This is a genomic window from Pseudomonas sp. B10 (genome assembly GCF_900156235.1).
In the GTDB taxonomy this organism is placed as follows: Bacteria; Pseudomonadota; Gammaproteobacteria; order Pseudomonadales; family Pseudomonadaceae; genus Aquipseudomonas; species Aquipseudomonas siliginis.
Genome location: NZ_LT707063.1, coordinates 5,768,958 through 5,793,369, shown reverse-complemented (window position 1 = coordinate 5,793,369; position 24,412 = coordinate 5,768,958). Strand labels below are relative to the sequence as shown.

Annotated in this window: 24 protein-coding genes; 18 read left to right on the top strand and 6 right to left on the bottom strand. The window is 61.0% G+C overall.

All coding sequences use genetic code 11. The annotated features are described in order from the left end of the window. Positions 1-9 precede the first annotated feature (9 nt). From BXA01_RS26390 to BXA01_RS26325, 14 genes are all read left to right on the top strand, one after another. Complete coding sequence (locus BXA01_RS26390) at positions 10-1,032, top strand: polysaccharide biosynthesis/export family protein (RefSeq protein WP_016774099.1); 1,023 nt, start codon at positions 10-12, stop codon at positions 1,030-1,032. A gap of 16 nt (positions 1,033-1,048) precedes the next feature. Next, positions 1,049-2,641 (top strand): GumC family protein, encoded by a 1,593-nt coding sequence (locus BXA01_RS26385; RefSeq protein WP_076567413.1) that lies wholly within the window; start codon positions 1,049-1,051, stop codon positions 2,639-2,641. Beyond that, complete coding sequence (locus tag BXA01_RS26380; RefSeq protein ID WP_076567410.1) at positions 2,638-3,729, top strand: glycosyltransferase family 4 protein; 1,092 nt, start codon at positions 2,638-2,640, stop codon at positions 3,727-3,729. The genes BXA01_RS26385 and BXA01_RS26380 overlap by 4 nt, the downstream gene beginning before the upstream one ends. Next, complete coding sequence (locus BXA01_RS26375) at positions 3,726-5,093, top strand: O-antigen ligase family protein (RefSeq protein WP_076567407.1); 1,368 nt, start codon at positions 3,726-3,728, stop codon at positions 5,091-5,093. The genes BXA01_RS26380 and BXA01_RS26375 overlap by 4 nt, the downstream gene beginning before the upstream one ends. Next, a complete protein-coding gene (locus BXA01_RS26370; protein ID WP_076567404.1) occupies positions 5,090-6,058 on the top strand; it encodes a glycosyltransferase in 969 nt (322 codons plus the stop codon). The genes BXA01_RS26375 and BXA01_RS26370 overlap by 4 nt, the downstream gene beginning before the upstream one ends. Next, on the top strand, positions 6,051-7,187 hold the full coding sequence (locus tag BXA01_RS26365) for a glycosyltransferase (RefSeq protein ID WP_056784525.1): 1,137 nt from the start codon (positions 6,051-6,053) through the stop codon (positions 7,185-7,187). The genes BXA01_RS26370 and BXA01_RS26365 overlap by 8 nt, the downstream gene beginning before the upstream one ends. A gap of 13 nt (positions 7,188-7,200) precedes the next feature. Next, positions 7,201-8,202: a polysaccharide deacetylase family protein gene (locus tag BXA01_RS26360; RefSeq protein ID WP_024012445.1), complete on the top strand. Its 1,002-nt coding sequence runs from the start codon at positions 7,201-7,203 to the stop codon at positions 8,200-8,202. Continuing rightward, positions 8,199-9,506 carry an oligosaccharide flippase family protein gene (locus BXA01_RS26355; RefSeq protein WP_056784521.1) on the top strand — a complete coding sequence of 436 codons (1,308 nt, stop codon included), beginning with the start codon at positions 8,199-8,201 and terminating at the stop codon, positions 9,504-9,506. The genes BXA01_RS26360 and BXA01_RS26355 overlap by 4 nt, the downstream gene beginning before the upstream one ends. Continuing rightward, positions 9,503-11,422, top strand: coding sequence for a hypothetical protein (locus tag BXA01_RS26350; RefSeq protein WP_076567401.1), 1,920 nt, complete (start codon positions 9,503-9,505; stop codon positions 11,420-11,422). Before BXA01_RS26355 ends, BXA01_RS26350 begins: the two co-directional genes overlap by 4 nt. A 61-nt stretch (positions 11,423-11,483) precedes the next feature. Beyond that, positions 11,484-12,173, top strand: a complete 690-nt coding sequence (locus tag BXA01_RS26345; RefSeq protein ID WP_076567399.1) for a GNAT family N-acetyltransferase — start codon at positions 11,484-11,486, stop codon at positions 12,171-12,173. A gap of 4 nt (positions 12,174-12,177) precedes the next feature. After that, positions 12,178-13,368 (top strand): GNAT family N-acetyltransferase, encoded by a 1,191-nt coding sequence (locus tag BXA01_RS26340; RefSeq protein ID WP_076567396.1) that lies wholly within the window; start codon positions 12,178-12,180, stop codon positions 13,366-13,368. Then, positions 13,365-14,057, top strand: a complete 693-nt coding sequence (locus tag BXA01_RS26335) for an N-acetyltransferase (protein ID WP_076567393.1) — start codon at positions 13,365-13,367, stop codon at positions 14,055-14,057. The genes BXA01_RS26340 and BXA01_RS26335 overlap by 4 nt, the downstream gene beginning before the upstream one ends. A gap of 230 nt (positions 14,058-14,287) precedes the next feature. After that, the gene (locus tag BXA01_RS26330) at positions 14,288-14,581 is read left to right on the top strand and encodes a type II toxin-antitoxin system RelE/ParE family toxin (RefSeq protein WP_076567390.1); all 294 of its coding nucleotides are present in this window, start codon (positions 14,288-14,290) and stop codon (positions 14,579-14,581) included. A gap of 2 nt (positions 14,582-14,583) precedes the next feature. Then, the gene (locus BXA01_RS26325) at positions 14,584-14,892 is read left to right on the top strand and encodes an addiction module antidote protein (protein ID WP_076567387.1); all 309 of its coding nucleotides are present in this window, start codon (positions 14,584-14,586) and stop codon (positions 14,890-14,892) included. Positions 14,893-15,007: 115 nt separating this feature from the next. Here the strand turns inward: BXA01_RS26325 and BXA01_RS26320 are convergent, their stop codons facing one another. Continuing rightward, positions 15,008-15,805 carry a class I SAM-dependent methyltransferase gene (locus tag BXA01_RS26320; protein WP_076567384.1) on the bottom strand — a complete coding sequence of 266 codons (798 nt, stop codon included), beginning with the start codon at positions 15,803-15,805 and terminating at the stop codon, positions 15,008-15,010. 308 nt (positions 15,806-16,113) lie between these two features. Between BXA01_RS26320 and relB the strand changes: the two genes are divergently transcribed. After that, positions 16,114-16,305 (top strand): type II toxin-antitoxin system RelB family antitoxin, encoded by a 192-nt coding sequence (gene relB, locus BXA01_RS26315; RefSeq protein WP_076567829.1) that lies wholly within the window; start codon positions 16,114-16,116, stop codon positions 16,303-16,305. Beyond that, positions 16,295-16,564 carry a type II toxin-antitoxin system RelE/ParE family toxin gene (locus BXA01_RS26310; RefSeq protein WP_076567382.1) on the top strand — a complete coding sequence of 90 codons (270 nt, stop codon included), beginning with the start codon at positions 16,295-16,297 and terminating at the stop codon, positions 16,562-16,564. Before relB ends, BXA01_RS26310 begins: the two co-directional genes overlap by 11 nt. Before the next feature lie 73 nt (positions 16,565-16,637). Here the strand turns inward: BXA01_RS26310 and BXA01_RS26305 are convergent, their stop codons facing one another. Next, positions 16,638-17,537, bottom strand: coding sequence for a LysR family transcriptional regulator (locus BXA01_RS26305; RefSeq protein ID WP_041478583.1), 900 nt, complete (start codon positions 17,535-17,537; stop codon positions 16,638-16,640). Between the two features lie 160 nt (positions 17,538-17,697). Between BXA01_RS26305 and BXA01_RS26300 the strand changes: the two genes are divergently transcribed. Beyond that, on the top strand, positions 17,698-18,720 hold the full coding sequence (locus BXA01_RS26300; RefSeq protein WP_076567379.1) for an alpha/beta hydrolase: 1,023 nt from the start codon (positions 17,698-17,700) through the stop codon (positions 18,718-18,720). Between the two features lie 108 nt (positions 18,721-18,828). Then, on the top strand, positions 18,829-20,256 hold the full coding sequence (locus BXA01_RS26295) for a mechanosensitive ion channel family protein (RefSeq protein WP_076567377.1): 1,428 nt from the start codon (positions 18,829-18,831) through the stop codon (positions 20,254-20,256). A gap of 43 nt (positions 20,257-20,299) precedes the next feature. On the opposite strand, the gene ycaC is transcribed toward BXA01_RS26295, so the two are convergent. The 4 genes from ycaC to BXA01_RS26275 form a co-directional block, all read right to left on the bottom strand. Next, a complete protein-coding gene (ycaC, locus tag BXA01_RS26290; RefSeq protein ID WP_016774080.1) occupies positions 20,300-20,923 on the bottom strand; it encodes an isochorismate family cysteine hydrolase YcaC in 624 nt (207 codons plus the stop codon). Between the two features lie 68 nt (positions 20,924-20,991). Beyond that, positions 20,992-22,830, bottom strand: a complete 1,839-nt coding sequence (locus BXA01_RS26285; RefSeq protein ID WP_076567374.1) for an amidohydrolase — start codon at positions 22,828-22,830, stop codon at positions 20,992-20,994. A 40-nt stretch (positions 22,831-22,870) separates the two neighbouring features. After that, entirely contained in the window at positions 22,871-23,494 is a 624-nt protein-coding gene (locus tag BXA01_RS26280; protein WP_076567371.1) for an antibiotic biosynthesis monooxygenase, read from the bottom strand. After that, complete coding sequence (locus tag BXA01_RS26275; RefSeq protein WP_024012430.1) at positions 23,487-23,900, bottom strand: DoxX family protein; 414 nt, start codon at positions 23,898-23,900, stop codon at positions 23,487-23,489. The genes BXA01_RS26280 and BXA01_RS26275 overlap by 8 nt, the downstream gene beginning before the upstream one ends. Positions 23,901-24,412 lie beyond the last annotated feature (512 nt).

The window sequence follows — 24,412 nt, the reverse complement described above, 5'->3', positions numbered from 1 at the left end:
GATGACGCCATGAACGCCAGAATGCTTGTCCTGCTGTTGCTGCCGCTTGCGGGCTGCACCAGCACTTCCGAGACCCGCAACATGCCGGTGAATATTCTCACCGCCACACCGGCCAACGCCCAGGCCACCGACATGCCGCGGGTCGAACAGACCTTGCGCCCGAAAGACGTGCTGGATGTGATCTTTCACATCAGCACCAGCGGTTCGGACGCTTACCGCGTGCAATCAGGTGACCAGATCGGCCTGAATTTCACCGCCGCCAGTCAGCTCAACGGCACGCAACTGGTGCTGCCCGACGGCACTATCGAACTGCCGGGCGCCAACACCTCGGTGAAAATCGCCGGGCTGACCAGCGAAGAAGCCCGTCAGGAAATCCAGCGTGCGTATCAGCGCAAGCAACTGTTCCAACCCAACCGCAATCAGCTCTCGGTACAGATTCTCAGCCCGCTGAGCAACGAGCAGAACCTTAAAAGTGCGCTGAACCATCCGGCCACCGGCATGAGCCGCGAGATCACCGTCGGCACTGATGGCTACGCGAGTTTTCCGGAAATCGGCGCGGTGCCGCTGCAAGGCATGACCGTCAATCAGCTGGAAACCTTCCTCAATCAGAGATACGCGCAACTGCCGGGGCGGATGACCGTGGACGTGCTGCTCAAGTCCACCGCCGGCAACGAGATCTACGTGCTGGGTGAAGTCGCACAACCGGGCTCGTATCCGATCCGCCGGCCGGTGTCAGTGCTTGAGGCGCTGACTCTGGCGCGCGGCACCAACGTCAAGGCGCGGCTGGATTCGGTAGTGATCATGCGGCGCAACGGCAATCAGGTGCAGGCGATGAACTACGACGTCGAGAAAGCACTGTCCGGTGACGCGCCACAAATCGCCTATCTGCAGCCGGATGACATGCTCTACGTGCCAAAAACCAAACTGGCCAGCGCCGGCGAACTCGCCCGCCAACTGGCTGATGTGGTGCTGTTCCAGGGCGTCGGTTTCAGCTTCGGCTACCGCGTCGACAACAAAGGCAGTGACAACTGACTCTCAGGTGACCGACATGAACCCAAAAGAAAATTACCTGCACGAGTTCTTCAGGATTTTCTTCGCCAACAAGCAAACGGTGAAGCGCATCTTCCTGACCTTTGCAGTGATCGCCCTGCTCCTGCCGTTGCTGCTCAAACAGAGCTTCGATATCACCGCGCAGGTCATCGTACAGTCGAAAAAGCTGTCTCAGGGCGATGCGACCACCTCGCTGACCCAGGACAGCGCCACCTTCATTCCGCCATCGCTGGCGGACATGGAAACCGAAAGCAATATCCTCCGTTCGCCGGCGCTGATCCGTCAGACCATCAGCGAACTGCGCGACATGGGTCAGTACAACCCGCCGCCGGGGATGCTCAGCAAGCTGGCGGGCGAGCCGTTCAAGCGTTACGTCAGCACGCCGCTGCGCGAATACGTGATCAATCCGCTGCGTGATGCGCTGGGCATGCAAACCGATCCGGTGCGCGACACGGCACTGGACGGTTTGACCCAGGACGCCATCGACAACCTGAAGATAGAAACCCTGCCGGGTTCCAATGTGATCTCGATCGTCTACAGCTTTCCCGATCCGGCCCAGGGCACAACGTTTGTTGCCGCGTTGCTGCAGAACTATCTGGTCGATCGTCAGGCGTTGCAGTCGATCGAGCTGCCGCATTCGTTCTACGAAACCAAGAAGCATCAGTATCAGGTGCGGCTCGATGGTCTAGAAGGCGCGCGGCTGAGCCTGCTGGAAAGCGTCGGTTCTTCCGACCCGAAAGAGGAAATCACCTTTCGCCTCAACGCGATCAACACCGAAGAGCAGGCACTCAACCTGTATCGCGATCGCTTGCTGCAAAGTCAGCGCTGGCTCGATTATCTGAAAACCAGCCTGGCCGCCGCCAACACCAACAAACTCAACGACTACACCTTCCCGTTCACCTTCACCACGACGGTGGACAACATTGCCTTCGAGGACCGCGAGATCAGGCAGATGGGCGAGGCGCTGACCACTCAGGTCAGCCGCTATATGAATGACCTGGCGGTATTCCAGCCTGGCAGCGAGCCGATGTTGCTGGCCCGCGAGCAAATTGCCCGCACCCGCCAACAGTTCCTCAAAGTGGTCAACAACCGCATCCAGGAACGCACGATCGATCTGTCGGTGGTGAGCCAGGTCATCGAGCAGAAAACCGCGCGCATTGCCGAGTTCAAGAATCGCATCCATCAGTTGCAGCAGACCCAAAGCAAGCTGCGCCAGCTGGACACCGAGATCGGCGCGTTGCACGCCGCGTTTTCCACCTATGCGCAACGCTTTGCCGAGAGCAGTACGACACGCGCGCTGGACAACGACCTGTCCAACGCCCGGGTATTGAGTCCACCGTTCGAGCCGACCGAGGCGGCTTTTCCCAAGCCGATGCTGATCATTCCGTTCGGGCTGTTCACCGGGCTGCTGCTGGCAATCGCGTTCGTCTACGTGCGTGAGTTCTTCGACCATCGGTTCAAGCATCCGGCGCAAATCAGCCATGAACTGGGCGTGCCAGTGTTGTTGGTGCTCAACGAAGAAACGTCGCAGCCGGGCAATCCGCACAAGAACTGGACCATGCCGAGCCTGGTTCACTGGGTGCGCAATTGAACGCGGTGTCCACCCCAATCGTCGCCCTGCCGATCATACATTTGCTCAGCAGCGGCGGCTTCTACGGGGCCGAGCGGATGTTGCTGGATCATTGCCTGGCCACGCCGGGACAGCACCAGGTGCTGTTCCTCGACGCGCCGCCAGAACTGATCGCGCGCTTTCGTGAAGCCGGGGTGGACGCTCGCGCTTGTGCCGGGCTCGGCGAACTGCTGCGGCACTTGCGTCAGCGCCGTGGCGACCAACCGTTGCTCAACACCCACAACTTCAAAGGGCTGCTGTTCGGCTGGGTCGGCGCCTCGCTGCTGCGCCTGCCGCTGGTGATCACCCAGCACGGGTTCACGCCGCGCAGTCGCAAGCAGAAGTTCTACACCTGGCTGAGCCTGCAACTGTGCCGCACGGCGCCGGTGAAACGGGTGGTCTGCGTGGCGGAAAGTATCGCCGTGCTGCACCGTCAGGCCAACGTCCGGACGGAGAAGTTGCAGGTGATTCCCAACGGTTTGCCAGCGGCGCCAGCGATGCCGTCGCAGGCAGAGCGGCAACGCTGGCTGGCCGGTTACGTCGGGCGGTTGAGCAGTGAAAAAGGCCCGGACCTGTTCCTCGATGCGCTGATTGCGTTGTGTCACCAGCATCCGCAACTGGACGCGGTGATGCTCGGTGACGGACCGGAACGCGAGGCCTTGCAGGCGCGCATCGATGCTGCCGGGTTGCAGCAGCGGATTCGCCTGCCGGGCTACCAGACGGCGATGCAAGGCTGGTGGCAACAACTCGATGCGTTGGTGATCAGCTCGCGCACCGAGGGCACGCCAATGATTCTGCTCGAAGCGATGCAGGCCGGCGTGCCGGTGGTGGCGTTCGCGGTCGGCGGTATTCCGGATGTCTTGCAGGATCGTCACAACGGCCTGCTCGCGGCGCCGACGGATACCGCCGCCCTCGCCCGCCAGCTCGACACCTTGCTGGCCGAACCGAAGCTGGCTGCGCAGTTGCGCGACAACGCCAGACGCACCCAACAGGAGCGCTACGACCTCAAGGCATTGGCCGAACGCTGGTCGCAGCTGTACATCCAAACGGCACGGGAGACACGCGCATGATTTTCCCGCTCTCGATCGTCAGTCTGTTCGCCCTGGTCAGCCTCGGTCTGCTGGCCAGCCCCTGGCCGTATCTGGCACCGGGGGCGGTTATTGGTCTGGTCGGTTTCACCGTTCTGTACCGCAAGCCGACCTGGGGCCTGCTCGGCATTGCCGCGCTGGTGCCGTTCGAAGGTTTCTTCAAGGACAGCTCGGTATCGGGCAGCAAATTGATCGGTGCCTCGCTGGCAGTAATCGTGATGCTGCAACTGGCGCTGCACCAGATCCCGTCGCAACGCCTGCGCAGCAATCTGTGGCGTTACCTGATCGGTTTCATGGCGCTGTACCTGCTGAGCCTGTTCGCCAGCGACAATCTGGGCATGTCGCAGACTCATCTGCGTGAACTGAGCGTGGGCCTGGTCTTGTTCGTGATCACCCTGTTGATCGGCCGTGAGTTGAATCTGGATCTGTTCGCCCGACTGGTCACCCTCAGCGTCAGCACGACCTGCGCGATGGCGATGTTTTCCAGCCGATTCCAGGACAAGGGCCGCGCCGCCGGCCTGCTCGAAGACCCGAATGCCTTTGCCCTGCTGATCGCTTTCGCCGTGCCGCTGGGCCTGCTGCTGGTGATTCGCAGCCCGAACCTGCTGCACCGTTTGTTCTGGGCTGGTTGCTGTCTGTTGCTGCTCGGCGGCATGACCAAAACCGAGTCGCGCTCAGGGCTGGTCGTACTGGCGTTGAGTCTGGCAATCGGGATCTGGCACTACCGCCAGCAGTTGACCCGCATTCGTCCACGGCATTTCGGCTTCGCCATGCTCGGTGCTGCGATCATCCTGCCCTTGGCGATCTATGCGATGCCGGCCGGTTATCTGGCACGCATTCAATCGCTGAGCATCCTCAGCGCCGGGGCCAAGGCCCAGGACGAATCCCTCGGCCGTCGCGCCTCCTACATTGTCGTTGGCAGCCAGATCATTCGCGAGCATCCGCTGCTCGGCTCCGGCCCTGGCACCTTCCCGCTGCACTACGCGACCACCGGTTATGCCAAGGCGTTCTCGGCCAACCGCAAGATCGGCGACCTGTATCGCCGGGCGCATAACACTTATCTGGAGATCTTCAGCGAACTGGGGATTCCCGCCGGCCTGCTGTTTGTCGGCATGCTGGTGCAGGGTTTCTATAACCTGATCCGTGCACGACGCACGTGGCTGCAACGGCGCGAGTGGCAGCACGCAGGCATGGTTACCCATCTGGGCATGAGCTTTCTGTCATTGACGCTGTTCCTGATGTTCCTCAGTGCGCCGAACCTGAAATACCTGTGGATCATGCTGGCGCTGACGTGGGTGCTGCGCCTGAAAGCCGAGCAGGCAGCGCTGACGGAGGCCAAAGCATGAGCCGGATCAGCATTGTCATTCCGATGTTCAACGAAGCCCGGCATATCGGCCGAACGCTGCTGGCCGCCAGCAAGGCCGCGCACGCAGCCGACATCGACTGTGAATTGATAGTCGTCGACAACGGCTCCACCGACGAAGGGCCGCAGATTGCCCGCGCATTCGGCGCGCAGGTTCTGCTGCTGCCCGGCCTGCTGATCGGCGCCTTGCGCAATCGTGGCGCAACGGTTGCCCGTGGTGAATGGCTGGCGTTCATTGATGCCGATATCGAGATGCCGGAAGACTGGCTGAAGCAGATGTTGGCTTTGGCTGCGGGCGACCAGGGCGACGTCTTCGGCCTCGACCTGCACACCCCTGCTGCCGCGCCATGGTTCGCCGCCGCGTGGCAGCGCCGCTCTTTGCGCCCGTCGGGTGGCGCCACGCGCACTGTGCAATGGCTGCCCAGTGCCAACCTGCTGATGCGCAAGCAGTGGTTCGACAACGTCGGCGGATTCAACGAAACCCTGCGCACCGGCGAGGACAAGGAATACACCCTGCGTCTGCACAGACACGGTGCTCGTCTGCTGTCGGTCAATACCAGCGTCGCTCTGCATTGGGGCTACGAAATGACCTGGCGCGAATGGGTCGGCAAGGAACTGTGGCGTCAGGGCAGTCATCTGCAATTGGTCCGGGCCCACGGCATGAGCTTGCGTCTGCTGCGGTTTCCGCTGCTCTCGTTACTGGTGTGGCTGCTTGATGCTCTGGCGATTCTTGCGTTGCTGGGCGGCTACGCGCAGCAGGCGTTACTGCTGCTGATGGCAGGCCTGCTGCCCAGTCTGCTGCTCAGCCTGCGGCAAAGCATTCGCCAGCATAACCTCAGCCTGACCTTGCAGCTCTGGGGCCTGCACTGGGTGCGCCTGCACTTGGCAAGCGCAGCATTGATTCTCGGTCTGTGTCATTGGAATGCAAGGAGGCCTGCCCGTGGCTGAACTCATTTTTTGCCTGTGCCTGTTGTTGCCAGCGTACGCCTACATCGGCTATCCGCTGCTGCTCACCTTGCTCGCGCCACTGTTCCCGGCCTGGCGACATGCCCCCGCACCGCCGCTGAACGTCAGCATCGTGATTGCCGCGCACAACGAGGCACGCCATATCGAGCACAAGCTGCGCACGCTGCTGGCTCAGGACTATCAGCCGGCCGCGTTGCAGATCATTCTGGCCAGCGACGGTTCGACCGATGACACCGTGGCTTGCGCGCACAAAGTGATTGATCCGCGCATCACCGTGCTCGACCTGCCGCGCCAGGGCAAAGCCGCCACGCTGAATGCCGGCGCCGCCCTGAGCAGCGGCGACATTCTGGTGTTCACCGATGCCGACAACCAGTGGTCGCGCGACACCCTCGGCCACTTGCTCGCGCCGTTGAGCGATCCGCAGGTCGGCGCCTGCGCGGGGCACATGGTGATCCCGGTTACCGGTGGCGGCCTGAGCATCGGCGACAGCCTGTATCGGCATTACGAAGGCTGGTTGCGCCGGGTCGAGAATCGCACCGGCTGCATGGTCTCCGCCGACGGCGCCCTGCTCGCCTTGCGTCGCGAGCTGTTCCAGACCGTGCCGGCCGAGGTCAACGATGATTTCTTCATCAGTACCTGCGCACCGGTGGCGCATAAACGCATCGTCTACGTGCCCGAGGCGCAGGTGATCGATCAGGGCGTCGACGAAGCGGACAAGCAATGGCGTCGCCGCCAGCGGGTCACCGTCGGTGGCCTGCAGAGCCTGGCGCAACGCCGTGAACTGCTCAATCCCTTCAAGCACGGCCTGTATTCGATCGCGTTGATCAGCCACAAACTGATTCGTCGACTGGCGCCGGTGCTGTTGTTGCCGCTGCTGCTGAGCAATTTCTGGCTGTGGAACCAGCACGGTTTCTATCGCCTGAGCCTGCTCGCGCAATTGCTCGGTTACTCGATTGCCATCGCCGGCCTGCTGGATTCGCAACACCGTTTACCGAAACCGTTCCGCCTCGCGGCCTTCCTGCTGGTGACGCTGGCAGGCATGAGCGTCGGCCTGTGGCAGTTCCTGCGCGGGCAACGGTACGCACAGTGGAATCCTGACCAGAATCGTTGAGAGGGCGCATGCCATGGCTATCAAACAACTGATAAAACGCACCAGCGGCTGGCTCTATCTCAACTCGTCCGTGGGGCGCAGCCAGTTGCACGGGGCCGGAGTCATCCTGATGCTCCACCGAGTGCTGGCCAACGACCGTGCCGCCAACCTGCCGCACCGCAATGAACTTTGTGTCGGCCCGCAGGCGTTCGAACACTTGCTGATATGGCTGCGCAAGCATTTCGATTGCGTGCCGCTAATGGAGCTGTTGCAGCCCAACGCCCTGCGCACCGAGCGCCCGCGCGTGGCGCTGACCTTCGATGACGGCTGGCGTGACAACGCGGTTAATGCCTATCCGCTGCTGCAAAAATATCAGGTGCCGGCGAGCATTTTTCTTTCCACTGATTTCATTGGCAGTCGGCAACGGTTCTGGTGGGAAAGCGTCGGTGAAACGCTGTGGGGCAGCCATGGCGAAAAGGCGCGCATGCACCTGATCGAGCACCTGCGCATCACCGGTCATCCGCTGCCGGTGCTGCTCGACGATATCGATGTCGACCGGCGCAGCCTGGCACTGCTGCATTACCTGCAAGGGCTGAAGAGCCTCGATCCGCAGGAACTCGAACGTCTGACCAATGAGTGTCCGCCGGATTCTCTGCCACAAGCGCTGGACTGGCATCAGGTGCGCGCCATGGAAGCGTCCGGTCTGGTGCGCTTCGGCCCCCACGGCGCCAGTCATGCGATCCTCACTGGCCTGGATGACATGCGTCTACACGAAGAAATCAGCCGCAGCCGCGACGCCCTGCACAACGGCTGCAATCGGCCACTGCCGGTGTATTGCTACCCCAACGGCGACAACGATGAGCGCGTGCGCGAGCAGGTCGCCAATCACGATTATCCGTTTGCGCTTGGCACGTCCACCGGACTCTATCGCGGCGCCGGCGACCCGCTGAACCTGCCGCGCTTCGGCGTCAGCCAACGTACCGCGCGCAATCCGGAGCTGCTGTCGCTACGGATCTTTCGCGGGGCACGGCCATGAGTCGCGGCAGCTACATCAAGCACCTCGCCCTGAGCATGGGCACCAAACTGGCGATGATCGCCCTGCGCCTGCTGCGCAATGTGTTGCTGGCGCGGATTCTCGGGCCGAGCGAACGCGGTCTGTTCGCGCTGCTCAGCACCCTGCCGGATCTGATCAGTGCGGCGACCAGCGGCGGCCTGAATTCAGCGGTCGGTTATCAAGCGGCTAACCAGCGGCCGATGGGGCTGTTGCTCGCCCAGGTGCTGGTGTTCGGTTGTCTGCTGGCCGGGCTGCTGACGTTGCTGGTGGTGGCGCTGGCGCGAGAATTCGGCAGCGAACTCGACGTCACGATGCAGCTCGGTCTGCTGGCGTGGCTGTTGCTGCTGGCGGTACCGCTGACCGTGCTCAAAAGCGGCCTGCTGACCTTGCACAACGCGTCGGGTGGCGTGGTTGCCTTCAATGTCCTGCGTCTGATCGAATCGCTGGCACCATTACTGCTTTTTGTTGCGCTGTTCTGGATGTGGAAAGAGGCGGCACTCGAAGCGGCGCTCATCAGTTGGCTGGCCGGTATCAGCCTGGTGGTACTGGTGGGCTGGATGTGGCTCAAACGCGCACAGCCGCTGCAACTGCAATGGGATCGTGCAAGCCAGAAGGAGCTGCTGAAATTCAGTGCACGCAGCCATCCGGACCTGCTGTTCCAACAGGTGATCCTGCGCTCCGATTACTTGTTCATCGGCGCCCTGCTCGGTAGCAGCGCGCTCGGCCATTACGCCATGGCCAGCGCCGCTGCTGAACTGTTGCTGATCGTTCCGGAAGCAGTCACCACACCGCTGATGAAGCGTCTGCTGCAACAGGACAAGGGCATGGACAAGGTCACGCCGCTGGCGCTGCGCCTGACCGCGACGGTAATGCTCTGCGCCTGCGTCACGATGGCGCTGATCGGCGAATGGCTGATCATCATCCTGTTCGGCGTCGCCTACCAACCCGCGTATCCGGCGCTGCTGGCTTTGCTGCCGGGGCTGTTGGGCCTGTGCTACGCAAGCATTCTGCGCCTGGACCTGATCGGCAAGAATCGCCCTGCCACCGTCTCGCTGATGATGGGGGTGGGCGCGTTGCTGAATCTGGGCCTGAATCTGCTGCTGATCCCGAGCTACGGCATCGTGGGCGCAGCGGCGGCGTCCTCGATTGCCTATCTGGCAGTGACCCTGGCGATGCTGGTGCTTTATTGCAGGCTGAGCGGCGTACCGTTCTGGCACACGCTGTTCATTCTGCCCGGCGATCTCAGCCCGATGTGGCTGATGCTGCACCGCAGGAAAGCCGCATGAAGCGCCTGGCCCTGCTGTTCGGACTCGGCATGACGCTGAATGCCTTCGCTGCGCCCATGCAGTGGGGCGACATCCGCGATGGCAGCCTGTATCTGCAAGCCGACCGCCCGGATACAGTCACCGTGCGCTGGGTTCCGGCGTGGCAGGCCGAGGCCAATGAAGAGCATATCTACCTGCTTGACGGCCATGGCCGCTTGCAAGGTGATCGCTTCATCAAGGCCAGTGAGGTTCGCGGTTCGCAAAGCTGGCCGCTGGTGCCGGGAGCTGCCGGTTATCGCCTGGAGATTCCCGGCTACAGCTTCCGTAGTTACCGCGTCGAGCATGACGCAACCACCGTGGCGCTGTTCAGTCCGGCCAAAGTGCATTTCAGCGTCGAAACCCGCAATGGTACTGAGCTGTTTTTCCAGGTCGCACCGGGAGAGCATGCGGTGCTGAACGGCAAATACCATGGCGGCGTCAACGCGCTGCAAGCACAGCGTGTAGACGATGGACAACAGCTGTCGCTGGCCCTCAAGCCCCACCGCGCCTATTGGCAATTCGATCAAGTGGCCTTGCCGGTCAGTGACCGGCCTCAGGTCTGGCGCTTGCGCCTGCAGGGCAGCGGCAAAGCGGCGTTCTGGCTCGACGGCACGGCCAACCTGTTTGCGCAGAATCCGCAGCAGCTGCAGCCAGTGCATGAAGAATCGGGTGAGGCCCGCCTGACCCTGCACGCCATGGTGCTCGGGCGCACTCCGGATCTGGGCATCGCGCTGCCCAATCTGATGCCGCCCGCGAGCAGTCATGCCGCATTGGATGCGTTGAAACCGAGTGCGGCGAGCTACTACAGCTACGTTGACATAACGTCGAAAAGTGCCCGCTTCGAAGACCCGGTTCCTCAGCTTTATCAGACGCGCTTCGGCATCCGCCAGGACATCACCCTGCTCGCCGGCACCGGGCGTCAGGCCAATCTGCGCGCCGATGTGCAAAGCAGCAGCGGCCTCGATGCCTGGCTCGCCAGCACGCGCACGCTGGGTGGTCAAGGCACGCATTACATCGGCTTCGCCGACGAACCGAACCTCAACTATTCGAGCTACGACGAATACCGCTCGATTTTTGTCAGCATGGCCCGCCAGGTGCGCAGCGATCCCGCCAACGCCAGGGCCGGCGTGCGCATCGCCATGCCGGCCAGTTCGCGCCTGGTCAACGGCCCGTTCGCCAATAACGCCGCAGACAAACGCGGGATCGATTGGGCACGGCGTCTGCTCAGTGAAGCGCCCGATCAGATTGACGCGTTGGCCTGGCACGAATGGATGATCCGCGACCTGCTCGCCACTCGCGTCTACCGCGACAGCGTGCGCCAAGCCGCGCAACTGGTCGGCCTCGACGCAAAGGGTCAGCCGCGCAAAGCCTTGCTGCTCGATCAGACCAATCTGTCCAGTGGCTCGAGCCTGAGCCCGTACGACCAGGAAACTCATTACGCCGCGCTGTGGTGGGCATCGGTGGTCATCAATGCTTCTCAGGACGGTTTGCTGAGCATGCTCAACTGGTTTCAGGCGGCCGACGAACCGCCCTACGCCAAGGGCATGGTGCGCGTGTTGGCCGGCGATCGCTTCGAGCTGAAACCGGTGGGCCTGGCCCAGCAATTCATCGCCCGGCATTGGCTGCCGCACGTGCTGCAACTGGATAACGACGCCTTCGAAGTGGACGTACTGGCGATGGCCGGCGACGAGCAGCGCACTTTGCTCGGGGTGAACAAAGGCACGCGCCTGCAACGCGTTGCTCTGAGCGGTGCCAAGTGCCCGCTCAACCAAGGCGCCCTGCATTTCTTCGGCGCTGACAATCGCGCCCGCGACGCACCATTTGCCTGCGAACACGGGCGCGTGCGTTTCGAATTACCCGGGCAAACCCTGTTTGCCCTGAACTGGAACGCTTCATGAACCGCCCCTCCGCCCTGCGAGCGTGATGCTGCGCGCGGCACTTTCATCAGGAGAAGAGACCATGGAAATCTTGCAAAAACTCAGCGGACATATCCGTCGCAAAGGTCTGCGAGCGACCTTGGCGAAGATCCGCAGAATGTACATTTTTGCCCATCAGCAACTGCTGTGGATGGAACGGGATCTGGTCAGCCCCGTGCCGCCGCATAGCCTCAAACCCTACCCGCCGCTGCGCGTAAAGGAGATCACCGCAGACAACGCCAGCGCCTTCACCCGTTACTTCGGCGACCGTGTCGGCGTCATGGCCGAGCTGGCCAGTGAGGGTCATACCGGGCATATGCATGTCGACGAGCAAGGCGATGCCGTGGCGTTCATCTGGGGGACGCCGCGCGACTATTTTGATCGGCATTACTACGGTTGCCGGTTCCCGGTGAAACCTGGCGAGTTCTTCGAATTCGGTGGCGAAATGACCCGTGCGTACTGGGGCAGCGAATTGTCAGTCGATGTGCAAGTGCGCCTGTGGCAAGCCATGGCTGAGAAAGGCTGCCGCAAAGTGGTCGATGTCTGTGACTCGAGCAACATCCCGGCGCTCAAGCTGCACCTGCGCATGGGCTATACCGAGCAACAGCGGATCATGAATATCTACACGCTGTTCGGTCGCTGGCGCTTTTATCGCGAAACCCGCTACAGCGGCTCGCGCCTGGAGGCACTGCGGAAAAATTCTCGTCCACCTGTCCCAGCAACGGCGGTCTGAACCTATGGTGATGCGATTTGAATGGCGCACCTCCCTGTGCGCTGCCGACTTCCCGGCAACCGCGTATGAAACGCTGCGCTTTCACGTAGCCGATCACACGCCGTTCAACCACCTCGGCTGGTTGTGCGCAGCAGAGCAGGCGTTGGAAGAGAATCAGTGCCTGCACGTTCTGCTCGGCTGGGAAGCAGAGGCTTTGCGCCTGTGCCTGCCCCTGGTGTCCAGCCGCGAACGCTTCGCGGGCGTGCCATTTCGCGTCTTGCGCCACTTGGGTTATCCGCTGGCCGATCGGTTGGCCCTGCTGTCGTTGCTCGGCGCAGAGGATATGCGCGATGCGCTGATGCTGATCCGTCAGCGCCTGCCCCATGCGCTGCTGCAACTCAACGAACTGTCGGAACCTGCCGGGGAAGAAAGTGCCCTCACCGATTGGATGGCGCGTAGCTCCACCGCTGAACGGCGCCTGAGTTGCCGGGTGCCGGTGCATCTGATCAGCGACGCCGACCAGCAGGAAGTTTCCGGCGACCCGCGCTACAAACTGCGTCGTGCGCGCAAACGGATTGCCGCGTGCGGCGCTCAAGTACGGCGAATCACCCCCGATGCGCTGTCGATGCCTCCGGTTTTACAGGCGTTGCAAGAAGTCGAGTCGGTCAGTTGGAAAGGCGACGAGGGCGTCGGCATTTTCGCAACTGACCACAGTCGTCAATGGATACAGAACGCCTTCACCGCCCTCGCCGCTCAAGGGCTGGTGCGAGTGGTGATACTGGAGCTGGACGGCCGCTGCATCAGTTATCGGCTGGGCCTGCTCGAGCAGGGCCGCCTCTACGACTACAACCTGGCGTTCCTGCCGCAACATGCCGATCTGGGCAGTGGTCGAGTGCTGCTGGAGGAATGGATTCGCTGGGGCCTGGACGAGCAATGGCACTGGATCGATGCCTCGCGGGTCAGCCTGGAAAACTCCAGTCATCAACTGCACGAGCGCATGACCGGACAACTGGAACACTGGCGCTGGAGCTTCTACTCATGGCGCCCCAGTGGCTTGCTGCTGGGCCTGGGCCTGCGTCTTTGGTACTGCGTCAAACCGGCCCTGCAAAAATGGCGCGCACAGCGTGCCGGCAAACCGAAAGCGGCAAATACCTGCGCAACTCAACCGGCAACATCATCCACCACACCAGGGCTAGCGCCTCGGAGAGCATCATGAACGTCATCGACAAACTGCTTCTGCGCATCAAACAAAAAGGCCTGCGCCGCACCCTTGGCGCTTTCGGCAAACGTTATGTCTTCGCTCACCGTGAATTGCTGTGGATGGAGCGCGATCTGGTCACGCCGATCGCGCCGAACAAACTGCGCCCTTGTGAAGGTTTACATAGAGTCGACATCACCGAGGACAACGCCAAGGCTTTCGGCAAGTACTTTGGTGACCGTGTGCAGACCATGGCCGAATTGGCCGCTGAAGGGCACACGGGGCACATGTACCTGGACCAGGAAGGCCACACCGTCGGGTTCGTCTGGGCCAGTAGCCGCGACTATTACGATCGGCACTTCTACCGCTACACGTTCACGATCCAGCCCGGTGAGTACTTCCAGTTCGGTGCCGAAATTGCCCGGCCCTATTTCGGCAGCACCTTGACCGTCGACGCACAGACCGCACTTTGGCAAGCCATGGACGCCGGGGGGTATAAAAAAGTGGTGGATATCTGTGACAACGCCAATATCCAGGCCCTGAAGATGCATGTGCGCCTGGGCTATAAGGAACAAGGGCGGATCACGCATGTTTACGACCTGTTCGGCCACTGGCGCTTCTTCCGCGAAACGCGCTACAGCGAGTCGAGGCTGGAGGCGCTGCGCAAGCCGGAAAGACCAGTAGTAAGTACGCCCGCGCAGGCTTGATTCAGGCTGAATATTTGCGGCGGTTTTGATACCGCCATCGCGAGCAGCCTCGCTCCTACACTGGAATGCATTTCCCTGTGGGAGCGAGCCTGCTCGCGAAGAGGCCAGTAGCTGCACCCGCAGCTCTCACAAGCGATTGGCTGGTTGCCTACAAACTGTGACGACACTTCCAACATCCAGTAAAGACTTGGCCGACTGTTTGTCCGTATCCACTTGGATACAGTCGAGCAATGACTTATCTTATCCAGCAAACCGCAATATTCCAGGCTTGGCACCGTTCGATTAGAGACTTGCGCGCCAAAGTGGCTATCGCCCGGCGTATTGATCGGGCGTCAACAGGCAATCTCGGCGACGCCAAATCGGTGGGCGATGGAGTCTCTGAGATGCGTCTGGATGTTGGCGCGGGCTACCGGGTGTATTTCACAATCCGCAATGGCGCAGTAATCATTCTGCTGGCCGGAGGCGACAAATCCTCACAAAGCGCAGACATCCGACGCGCACAAAAAATGGCAAAGGAGGTTTAACCATGAGCCAGACTTTGACGAATTTCGACATGGTCGCGCTGCTCGACAGTGATGAAGCCATCAGTGAGTACCTGTCACAGGTGCTTGCAGACGGAGACAGCGAAGAATTCCTTCGCGCAATCGGCTACGTGTTAAAGGCGCGAGGAATGACGCAGATCGCCAAGGATTCAGGCATGGGTCGTGAAAGTTTGTACAAAGCTTTTGCTCCCGGAGCGAAGCCGCGCTTTGACACAGTGTTGAAGGTGATTCATGCGCTGGGCATTGATCTTTATGCGCAGCCGGGGCACGCAGTCAATCACGCCGTTCCCTGAATTTTCTGGCGGTCACAAGGCCGCCATCGCGAGCAGGCTCGCTCCCACACTGGAATGCGTTTCCCTGTGGGAGCGAGCCTGCTCGCGAAGAGGCCTGTCATCGCAATAAAGGTTCTCAGGCCTTGCTCGCCACCAGGCTAAAGCACATCGGCAGCTGCGCCTGCTGGTTCAGGTAGCAGTCATACACCTCTTCCCGGTTCGAATGCGCATATTCCTGAAAATCCACAATGCTCAGCCCCGCTCCAATGGCGCCGCTGAAGATCGCGCCCAGCGTATGCACGAACCAGTACGACTTTGCCGCCGGCTGCTCGACTTTACCTACGTAAACGATCGGCTCTTCCTGCACAAACGGCTCGGCACGGAAATACGAGCTGGCGAGGCGGTAGGGATCTTCAGCCTGCGGATCAACCATTTCCAGAAACGGATGGGTTTCGTAGATCACCAGTTTGCCGCCCGGCTTCAGCACCTGCGCGACATGATGGAAGAATTCGCCGATGTCAGGCATCCAGTTGAGTACCCCGATGGTGATCAGGGCAACGTCGAAGCGGTTATGCAGCGATGCGGGCAGATGGTGGATATCGCTCTCGACGAATTCGGTATTGTGCGGCGAGCGGCTGTTCAGCTCGCGGGCCTGCTCAAGAAACGCTGCCGATTGATCGACGCCGACGACACTGCGCGCACCCAGCGCAAACAACGACAGGCTTTCCCGACCGTTATTGCAGCCCAGTTGAATCACGTCTTTGCCGTCGACGTCCAGCAAGCCGCGCAAGGTGTCATCAAGGCAGCAAAACTCTGCCTGCGCGACATCGTTGAGCAATGCCTGCCAGTCCGGCGAATCCTGATGATGACGGGCGGAATCGTTCCACGCCTGTCGATTGCTTTCGATGGCGGTTTTGGGGTTGGGCACTTCCATGGCGCTACTCCGGGTGAGGCTCGTGATTGAGCGGCGTGAGTCTAGAACAGACGCGGGGTGGCGGTTGTTCCAATGTTGTAATCACACTGCGCAGTCCTCTTCAGCGAGTCCTACAGAAAAAGGAAGGAACTCGGGAAACCCCAACCGTTTTCCTACATCTTCCGTCGGTTGGCCGTCGGAAGCGCTCAGTCTAGGATTTGTCGAACTACAAATACTCATGGAGCTCGACCAAGATGCAGTTCATCCAGACAACGACGACAGCAATCCCTGTACCGAATAGACTGCCAGGCATTGATCCCGGAGGCACTATGGACGGCAAAATCTTTCCCCACGATTCAGGGTTTGAAAGCGACGAGCAGGCTGCCAGTCATGATCGCTGGTTGCGAGCCAAGGTGCAGGCGTCCAGAGATGATCCCCATCCGAGTCTCCCCCATGAGGACGTGATGGCGGACATGCATGCCTTGATCGAATCCATGCGAAAAAAGGCCGATGCAGATTGAGTGGCGGCCCGAAGCCAAGGCCGATCTTTCGAACATCCTCAGATACATTGGCGAGAGAAACTTTGCAGCCGCAGTGAGTCTGTCGAAATCCATCGAAGAATCCACAACCTCACTCTCCGTTCATCCCCATCTGTACCGTAAAGGTCGATCTCCCGGCACCCGGGAAATCGTTGTCCATCCTAACTACGTAGTGATTTATGAGGTGACGGATCGAATCGAGCTACTTAGCGTTTTGCATACCCGACAGGAATATCCATAAAGACATCGCAGGAAACGGTGTGACCTTCGCCCGATCGATAACACGCCGTTTGTTTGCCCAGTAGGCACCACTATCAAAGATTCACATGACTCTGGTTAAGCCGCTCACGCAAAAACTCCACCAGCGCCTGCACCGGCCGCGAAGCCTGGCGATGCTGCGGATAAACTGCCGACAGGGTCAGCGGCTCCGGGCGTAAATCATCCAGCACTGGCACCAGCCGCCCGTCCTTCAGTGCCGCACCGACGATGAAGGTCGGCAGATAGGTAATGCCCATCCCCTGCACCGCTGCGTCTCGCAGCAGTTCGCCGTTGTTGACGCGCATGCGGCCGGCGACGTTGATCAGCAGCGGTTTGCCCGGCGCTTCGTTGAAGCGCCATTGCACCGAGCGCCCGTGGCCGTAAGGCAGGCAGTCGTGGCTGTGCAGGTCTTCAGGCTTTAGCGGTGTGCCGCGTTCGGCGAGGTAGGCCGGGCTGGCGCAATAGACCCGTTCGATGCTGGCGATACGTCGGGCGATCAGAGTCGAGTCTTCCAGTACGCCGATGCGCAGGGCCAGGTCGTAGCCCTCGCCGAGCAGGTCGACCGGGCGATCGCTCAGATCCACTTCGACGGTGACTTCGCGATAACGCTGCAGGAACAGCGGTAGCAGACAACCCAGATGCGCCACGGCGAACGACAGCGGCGCGCTCAGGCGAATCGTGCCGCGTGGCTCAGCGGTTTCGCCGGCGATGCCCTGCTCGACCTGCTCTACCTCACCCAGCAAGCGCAGCGCCGATTCGTAGTAGCTCTGCCCCAGCGGGGTGACGTCGAGGCGGCGGGTCGAGCGATTCAACAAGCGCACACCGAGGCGCTCTTCCAGTTGCATCAAACGGCGGCTGACGAACTGCTTGGACAGGCCCAACTGATCGGCCGCGGCGGTAAAGCTGCCGGAGTCCATCACCTGGCAAAAAATACGCATGTCTTCGAACGGGTTCATTGTCACTCTCTGGTGGACAGTTAAACGCTTTATAGCCGCTTTTTCGCTTTTCAGCAGCCCATTAATCTGTGCTCACGGTGTTGCTGAGGCCGCAAACCCAGTGCCACAGCAGCCCGCAATTCAGGCAAACAATCAAAATCATTCAAAAGGATTTCCACCCATGAACATCGTCAAGAAAACCCTCGCCGCGTCCCTCCTCGCCCTGTCCGTCAGCAGCGCTTTCGCCGCTGGCAGTCCAGGCGTCGAACACAACACCCAAGCGTTCCTCGATGCCCTCGCCGCTGGCGGTGGTCGTCCGCTGGAGCAACTGAGCCCGAAGGACGCCCGTGCAGTGCTGACTGGTGCACAGGCTTCGGTAAAGGTTGATCTGTCCGGCGTGGAAGTCAGCGACAAGGCGATCAAGGTCGACGGCCAGACCATCAACCTGAAAGTGGTGCGCCCGGCCAAGGTCAAAGGCGAGTTGCCGGTGTTCATGTTTTTCCACGGTGGCGGCTGGGTGCTGGGTGACTTCCCGACGCACCAGCGCCTGATCCGTGATCTGGTGGTCGGCTCGGGCGCTGTTGCGGTGTATGTCGATTACACGCCGTCGCCGGAAGCGCAGTACCCGGCCGCGATCAATCAGGCTTACGCCGCGACGAAATGGGTGGCCGAGCACGGCAAGGACATCGGTGTCGATGGCAAACGTCTGGCGGTGGCCGGCAACAGCGTCGGCGGCAACATGGCGGCGGTCGTGGCGTTGATGGCCAAGGAGCAGAAAACCCCTGCCCTGCGCTTTCAGCTGTTGATGTGGCCAGTAACCAATGCGCAATTCGATGACGGTTCGTACCAGCAATTTGCCGAGGGCCACTTCCTTACCAAGGGCATGATGCAGTGGTTCTGGGACAACTACACCACCAACCCGGCCGAGCGTGCGCAGATCCATGCCTCGCCGCTCAATGCCAGCGCCGAACAACTCAAGGGCCTGCCCGCTGCGCTGGTGCAGACCGCCGAGTTCGACGTGCTGCGTGATGAAGGTGAAGGCTATGCGCGGCATCTGGATGCGGCCGGCGTACCGGTGACCTCGGTGCGTTACAACGGGATGATTCATGACTTTGGCCTGCTCAATCCGCTGAGCCAGATTCCGGAAGTCAAAGCAGCGGTGCGTCAAGCGGCGGCTGAACTGAAGACTCATCTGAATCCATAAAAGCGAAAGATCGCAGCCTGCGGCAGCGCCTACCCTGGAATACGATTCCCTGTAGGAACTGCCGCAGGCTGCGATCTTTTTTCTCACCAGCGTCGCGGAGTACCGGTCATGACTCTTTTCTACGCCCACCTGCTGTCCTGGAGCGCCGTCCTGCTCCTGCTCGACGCCGCACTCTGGCACTTCTCGCCCTTCACCCATCGCGCGCCGCGAGTCGGCGTACGTCTGGCGTTGTTTCTGGCATTCAGCGCGCTGGTGATCAACGCCGGTGTCAGCCCCTTGCAGGCGCCGCTGTTCGCTGATGATCGCGTGGCACAACTGGGGGCGACGGCGCTGGGGATTCTCTGGTGGTTGTACGCAGCACGGGTGCTGACCGAAGTGATCGGCCTGGCGCTGATGCGCCGCATCGGTCACAGCGGTCGCTTGCTGCAGGACGTCATCGGTGCGCTGGTGTTTCTGGTCGCGATTGTCGCGGCGGCCGGTTACGTGCTGGAACTGCCGGTCAAAGGTCTGCTCGCCACCTCCGGGGTGGTCGCCATCGTGGTCGGTCTGGCGCTGCAAAGCACCCTCGCCGATGTGTTTTCCGGCATCGTCCTCAACACCACCAAGCCGTATCAGGTGGACGATCTGGTGATGATCGACGGCGTCGAAGGCAAGGTCTTCGATATCGACTGGCGCGCCACGCACCTGCTGACCAGCGCCGGAACCATGGCCGTAGTACCGAACTCGGTGGCGGCCAAGGCGAAAATCGTCAATCTCAGCCGGCCGAGCAACATGCACGGTGTCTCGATCAGTATCAAAGTGCCGAACCACATTCGTCCGCGTCGGGTATTGGATGCCCTTGACCGGACCTTGCAGGGCAGCAGTTCGCTGTTGCTCAGCCCGGCGCCGAAAGCCGTACTCAAAGAAGCCGGCGAAACCATGTCGGAATACGTTGCCAGCGGTTTCATCGCTGAGCTGGGCAAGAAGAGCGAAGTGCGCAATCAACTGTTCGACCTCGCCCACCGCCATCTCGAAGCGGCGGGTATTTCCCGGCATCCCGACGGCGTGATCGAACCGTCGAGCCGTGCTCGTGCGCTGCTGGATGAGGTGAAGATTTTCCGCTCGCTGAGCAGCGAGGAACGTGATCGTCTGGCTGAGTCGATGGTCGCGCAGCAGTACACGGCCGGTCAGGTGGTGCTGGATCTGGACGAGGTGCCGGACAGCCTGTTCGTGATTGCCACGGGCGTGGTCAGCGCGACGGTGCCGGACGGCAACGGCCAGACCGAGGCCGGGCGCATGGGGCCGAGCGAAGTCATGGGTGAGCAGAGCATTCTTGCCGATACACCGTCGCAGGCGACGTTCACGGCGCTGACGTCGAGCATCATCTATCGTCTCGACAAACAGTTGACCCGTGAGTGCATGGACAAGCGCAGCGAAGTCGGCCGGGCCTTGAACAAGTTGCAGGCGGTGCGTCAGCAGAACAGTCGCCTCGCGTTGATGGCCAAACCGGTGGCGGTGAAAAAAGGTGGTTTTTTGGGGTGGTTGCAGAAGCGTTGAAAGCAAAAGATCGCAGCCTGCAACAGGCTGCGATCTTTTCGTCTTACTTGGCAGTGAACTTGGTGTAGCTGTTGATCAGGTTGCGATAGTTAGGCAGACGCTCGGACAGCAGATGCGCCAGGCCTTCCATGTCGTTGCGCCAGTCGCCCTGCAGCTCGCAGGCCACAGCGAACCAGTTCATCAGGTGTGCACCGGCGGCCGACATCCGCGCCCACGCCGCTTGTTGTACGGTGGTGTTGAAGGTACCCGACGAGTCGGTGACGACGAACACTTCGAAGCCTTCAGCGATCGCCGACAGGGTCGGGAAAGCTACGCAAACGTCGGTCACTACACCGGCGATGATCAGTTGCTTGCGGCCGGTGGCCTTGATCGCTTTAACGAAGTCTTCGTTGTCCCAAGCGTTGATCTGGCCTGGACGCTGAATGAACGGCGCGTCGGGGAATTGCTCGAGCAGCTCTGGCACAATCGGGCCGTTTGGACCTGCGTCGAAGCTGGTGGTCAGAATGGTCGGCAGCTTGAAGAACTTGGCGATGTCGCCCAGTGCCAGCACGTTGTTCTTGAACTCGTTCGGCGAGAAATCCTGCACCAGCGAGATCAGACCGGTCTGGTGGTCGACCAGCAGGACGACGGCATCATCTTTGTTCAGACGCTTGTAAGGAACGCTCATGGCAAAACTCCTGGATGGATGGTTGTTGCGGGAAGCGCCGGCCCCGATGACCGGCGCTTTTTTCAAACTCAGAACGCGAAGCAGGAACAGCCGAATGCGCCCCAGAAACCGGCGAAATCGCTGACCGGCGCATTCGACATCCGCGCTTTTTCATGGCTGTGGGTGTGCACGGCGCAAGGCCCGCTGCACTGGTGAACCTGCGCCTGCAACGGCGAGTTCGGGCGCCAGTGGCCCGGCACCTTGACCACGGGCGACCAGTCCGGCAGTACCGGAATCGAACGCGGGCCGAGGTCTTCGAAATCGCCGGCGGCGTAGACAATCTTGCCGCCGACCACGGTCATGACCGACTCGATCCACTTGATCGCTTCTTCTTCAACGCTGAAGAAGTCCGCGCTCAGTGCCGCCAGGTCTGCCAGTTGGCCGACACGGATCTGGCCCTTCTTGCCCTGCTCCGAGGAGAACCAGGCGCTGCCATGGGTGAACAGCTCCAGTGCAGTGCTGCGTGGCAGACCTTCTTCGTAAAGCGCCAGACCGCCAACGGTGCGGCCGCTGACCATCCAGTACAGCGAGGTCCACGGGTTATAGCTGGACACGCGGGTGGCGTCGGTACCAGCGCCGACCGGCACGCCTTCGGCGAGCATGCGCTTGATCGGTGGCGTGGCTTCGGCGGCTTGCTTGCCATAGCGATCGACGAAGTATTCACCCTGGAACGCCATGCGATCCTGAATCGCGATACCGCCGCCCAGCGCTTTCACACGCTCGATGTTCTGCGGGGTGATGGTTTCAGCGTGGTCGAAGAACCACGGCAGACCGTTGAACGGAATGTCGCGATTGACCTTCTCGAACACGTCGAGCATGCGGCTGATCGATTCGTTGTACGTGGCGTGCAGACGGAACGGCCAGCGCTGTTCTACCAAGTGGCGCACCACCGGCTCGAGTTCCTGTTCCATGGTCTGCGGCAGGTCCGGGCGCGGCTCGAGGAAGTCTTCGAAGTCGGCGGCGGAGAACACCAGCATTTCGCCGGCGCCGTTGTGGCGCAGGTAGTCGTCGCCCTGATGCAACTTGACGCTGCCGGTCCAGTTCTGGAAATCGGTCAGCTCTTCTTTCGGCTTCTGGGTGAACAGGTTGTAAGCGATGCGTACGGTCAACTGGTCGTCTTTGGCCAGTTGCTCGATCACTTGGTAATCGTCCGGGTAATTCTGGAAACCACCACCGGCGTCGATTGCACTGGTCAGGCCGAGGCGATTGAGTTCGCGCATGAACTGGCGGGTCGAGTTGACCTGATATTCCAGCGGCAGCTTCGGTCCCTTGGCCAGGGTCGAGTAGAGGATCATCGCGTTCGGCCGCGCGACCAGCATGCCGGTCGGGTTGCCGTTGCTGTCGCGCACGATTTCGCCACCCGGCGGGTTTGGCGTGTCGCGGGTGTAACCGGCCACGCGCAGGGCAGCGCGGTTGAGCAGCGCACGGTCGTAGAGGTGCAGGATGAACACCGGAGTATCCGGCGCGGCCTGGTTGATTTCTTCCAGGGTCGGCATGCGTTTTTCGGCGAACTGGAATTCGTTCCAGCCACCGACCACGCGCACCCACTGCGGGGTGGGCGTGCGATCGGCCTGATCCTTGAGCATGCGCAGCGCGTCGGCGAGCGATGGCACGCCTTCCCAGCGCAGTTCGAGGTTGTAGTTCAGACCGCCGCGAATCAGGTGCAAGTGCGAGTCGTTGAGGCCAGGGATGACGCAGCGGCCCTTCATGTCGACCACTTGTGTGGCGCTGCCCTTGAGGGCCATGGCCTCGGCATCGTTACCGACGGCGACGAAGCGGCCATCCTTGATCGCCACCGCACTGGCCAGTGGTTTTTCCCGGTCTACGGTTTGAAATTGGCCATTGAATAAAATCAGATCGGCGCTCATCGCAGTTCCTCAAGCAAAAGTGAAAAGAAGCAAACCCCGCTCAACGCGACGAGGTTTCTTGGGAATCGAGGTGTTCATGGGCCTGACTGGCTTCCAGCCACGGGGTGAACAGACGGGTGACCGGCGGCATCACCACGTAGACCACCGAGAGGACGATGGTCAGGGTAATCAGGAACGTGGCGACCACGTAGTTGGACAGAAACGGATGCAGCGCCAGCAACGGCCCCCAGATCAGCGGCACCAGCAGGGTGTGCGGCAGAATCACTAACAGGGTGACGACAGCCTGCTTCCAGCGCGGCGGCGAGCCGGCTTCGGCCAGCGGTGTGAACCAGAACTCATTCACCGGCGCGACTTCGGTCTGATCACCGTCGGCCAGCATCGGTGCGGCTTCAGCCACCAGCGCCTGACGCTCGGAGGATTCCAGCCAGCCCTGCATCGCTTCGGTGGAGCTGAAGCGCAATACGCAAGTGTAGAAATCCAGACGCCCGCGCTTGCCGCGCACCACGTCAACACCCAAATGCCCTTCGCGCTGCCCGGCGACGCGCACGATGTTGCGCAGCCATGCTTCATAGGCCGATTCGAAACCGGTTTTGACCGAGTGTTTGATGATCAACGTGACGGTCTCATCGGCCCCCGGTGCTTGTGAATTGAGGACTTCAGGCATAACGCAGCACTCCGGGCAAACGAACAGGAATCGCCAGCCGTCCCGGCCCGGCGATCAAGACGGTGGTGAAAAGAATCAACAGCAACCAGCCAAACTGCCCTTCAGCCACACTCCATTGCGGATGCACGACCAGCAACGCCACGAGCAGTACAAAGAGAATAGGCAAACAAGCCAATCGCGCCAGCACACCGGCGACGATCAGCAACGGGCAGAGGACTTCGGCGAAAATCGCCAGGATCAGGGTCAGGTGGGCGCCGAGGTGGAACGGGTCTTCGATCAGTTGCAGTTGCGCGGTGAAGTCCAGCAACTTGGGCAAGCCGTGCACCCACAACAGAAACAACCCGCCGCTGACCCGCAGAAACAGCAACCCGATGTCGCGCGCCTGTTCATCCCTCGTAGCAATCATGACCCGACCCTTTGAATGTCATTGACGGGAATCATGCCAAGGCCGGCGCGGGAGAAATTGGATGGGTGTGCTTAGTTGCTTTTCAGGTCTTTGATGTTCTGCCGCCAGCCACAAAACAATGCGGGAGCGAGCTTGCTCGCGATTGCGTCAGGTCAGTCATATATACGTTGATTGACACACCGCTTTCGCGAGCAAGCTCGCTCCCGCAGGGATTGGCGGCGTGCATTCAATTTGCAGACCGCCACAAAAACAATGTGGGAGCGAGCCTGCTCGCGAAGGCGTCAGGTCAGACGCATCCACACTAACTGACACACCGCATTCGCGAGCAGGCTCGCTCCCACAGGGATTGGCGGCATGCACTCAATTTGCAGACCGCCACAAAACATTGTGGGAGCGAGCCTGCTCGCGAAGGCGTCAGGTCAGTCATATATACGTTGATTGACACACCGCTTTCGCGAGCAAGCTCGCTCCCGCAGGGATTGGCGGCGTGCATTCAATTTGCAGACCGCCAC

Bases quoted from the DNA above. Each gene is read 5' to 3' on its own strand.
- BXA01_RS26370 (WP_076567404.1), top strand. From the start codon at position 5,090: ATGAGCCGGATCAGCATTGTCATTCCGATGTTCAACGAAGCCCGGCAT.
- BXA01_RS26300 (WP_076567379.1), top strand. From the start codon at position 17,698: ATGAACATCGTCAAGAAAACCCTCGCCGCGTCCCTCCTCGCCCTGTCC.
- ycaC (WP_016774080.1), bottom strand. From the start codon at position 20,923: ATGAGCGTTCCTTACAAGCGTCTGAACAAAGATGATGCCGTCGTCCTG.
- BXA01_RS26330 (WP_076567390.1), top strand. From the start codon at position 14,288: ATGACTTATCTTATCCAGCAAACCGCAATATTCCAGGCTTGGCACCGT.
- BXA01_RS26350 (WP_076567401.1), top strand. From the start codon at position 9,503: ATGAAGCGCCTGGCCCTGCTGTTCGGACTCGGCATGACGCTGAATGCC.
- BXA01_RS26390 (WP_016774099.1), top strand. From the start codon at position 10: ATGAACGCCAGAATGCTTGTCCTGCTGTTGCTGCCGCTTGCGGGCTGC.
- BXA01_RS26320 (WP_076567384.1), bottom strand. From the start codon at position 15,805: ATGGAAGTGCCCAACCCCAAAACCGCCATCGAAAGCAATCGACAGGCG.
- BXA01_RS26345 (WP_076567399.1), top strand. From the start codon at position 11,484: ATGGAAATCTTGCAAAAACTCAGCGGACATATCCGTCGCAAAGGTCTG.
- BXA01_RS26335 (WP_076567393.1), top strand. From the start codon at position 13,365: ATGAACGTCATCGACAAACTGCTTCTGCGCATCAAACAAAAAGGCCTG.
- BXA01_RS26310 (WP_076567382.1), top strand. From the start codon at position 16,295: ATGCAGATTGAGTGGCGGCCCGAAGCCAAGGCCGATCTTTCGAACATC.
- BXA01_RS26340 (WP_076567396.1), top strand. From the start codon at position 12,178: ATGGTGATGCGATTTGAATGGCGCACCTCCCTGTGCGCTGCCGACTTC.
- BXA01_RS26375 (WP_076567407.1), top strand. From the start codon at position 3,726: ATGATTTTCCCGCTCTCGATCGTCAGTCTGTTCGCCCTGGTCAGCCTC.
- BXA01_RS26360 (WP_024012445.1), top strand. From the start codon at position 7,201: ATGGCTATCAAACAACTGATAAAACGCACCAGCGGCTGGCTCTATCTC.
- BXA01_RS26385 (WP_076567413.1), top strand. From the start codon at position 1,049: ATGAACCCAAAAGAAAATTACCTGCACGAGTTCTTCAGGATTTTCTTC.
- BXA01_RS26285 (WP_076567374.1), bottom strand. From the start codon at position 22,830: ATGAGCGCCGATCTGATTTTATTCAATGGCCAATTTCAAACCGTAGAC.
- BXA01_RS26275 (WP_024012430.1), bottom strand. From the start codon at position 23,900: ATGATTGCTACGAGGGATGAACAGGCGCGCGACATCGGGTTGCTGTTT.
- BXA01_RS26305 (WP_041478583.1), bottom strand. From the start codon at position 17,537: ATGAACCCGTTCGAAGACATGCGTATTTTTTGCCAGGTGATGGACTCC.
- BXA01_RS26295 (WP_076567377.1), top strand. From the start codon at position 18,829: ATGACTCTTTTCTACGCCCACCTGCTGTCCTGGAGCGCCGTCCTGCTC.
- BXA01_RS26355 (WP_056784521.1), top strand. From the start codon at position 8,199: ATGAGTCGCGGCAGCTACATCAAGCACCTCGCCCTGAGCATGGGCACC.
- BXA01_RS26325 (WP_076567387.1), top strand. From the start codon at position 14,584: ATGAGCCAGACTTTGACGAATTTCGACATGGTCGCGCTGCTCGACAGT.
- relB (WP_076567829.1), top strand. From the start codon at position 16,114: ATGGACGGCAAAATCTTTCCCCACGATTCAGGGTTTGAAAGCGACGAG.
- BXA01_RS26280 (WP_076567371.1), bottom strand. From the start codon at position 23,494: ATGCCTGAAGTCCTCAATTCACAAGCACCGGGGGCCGATGAGACCGTC.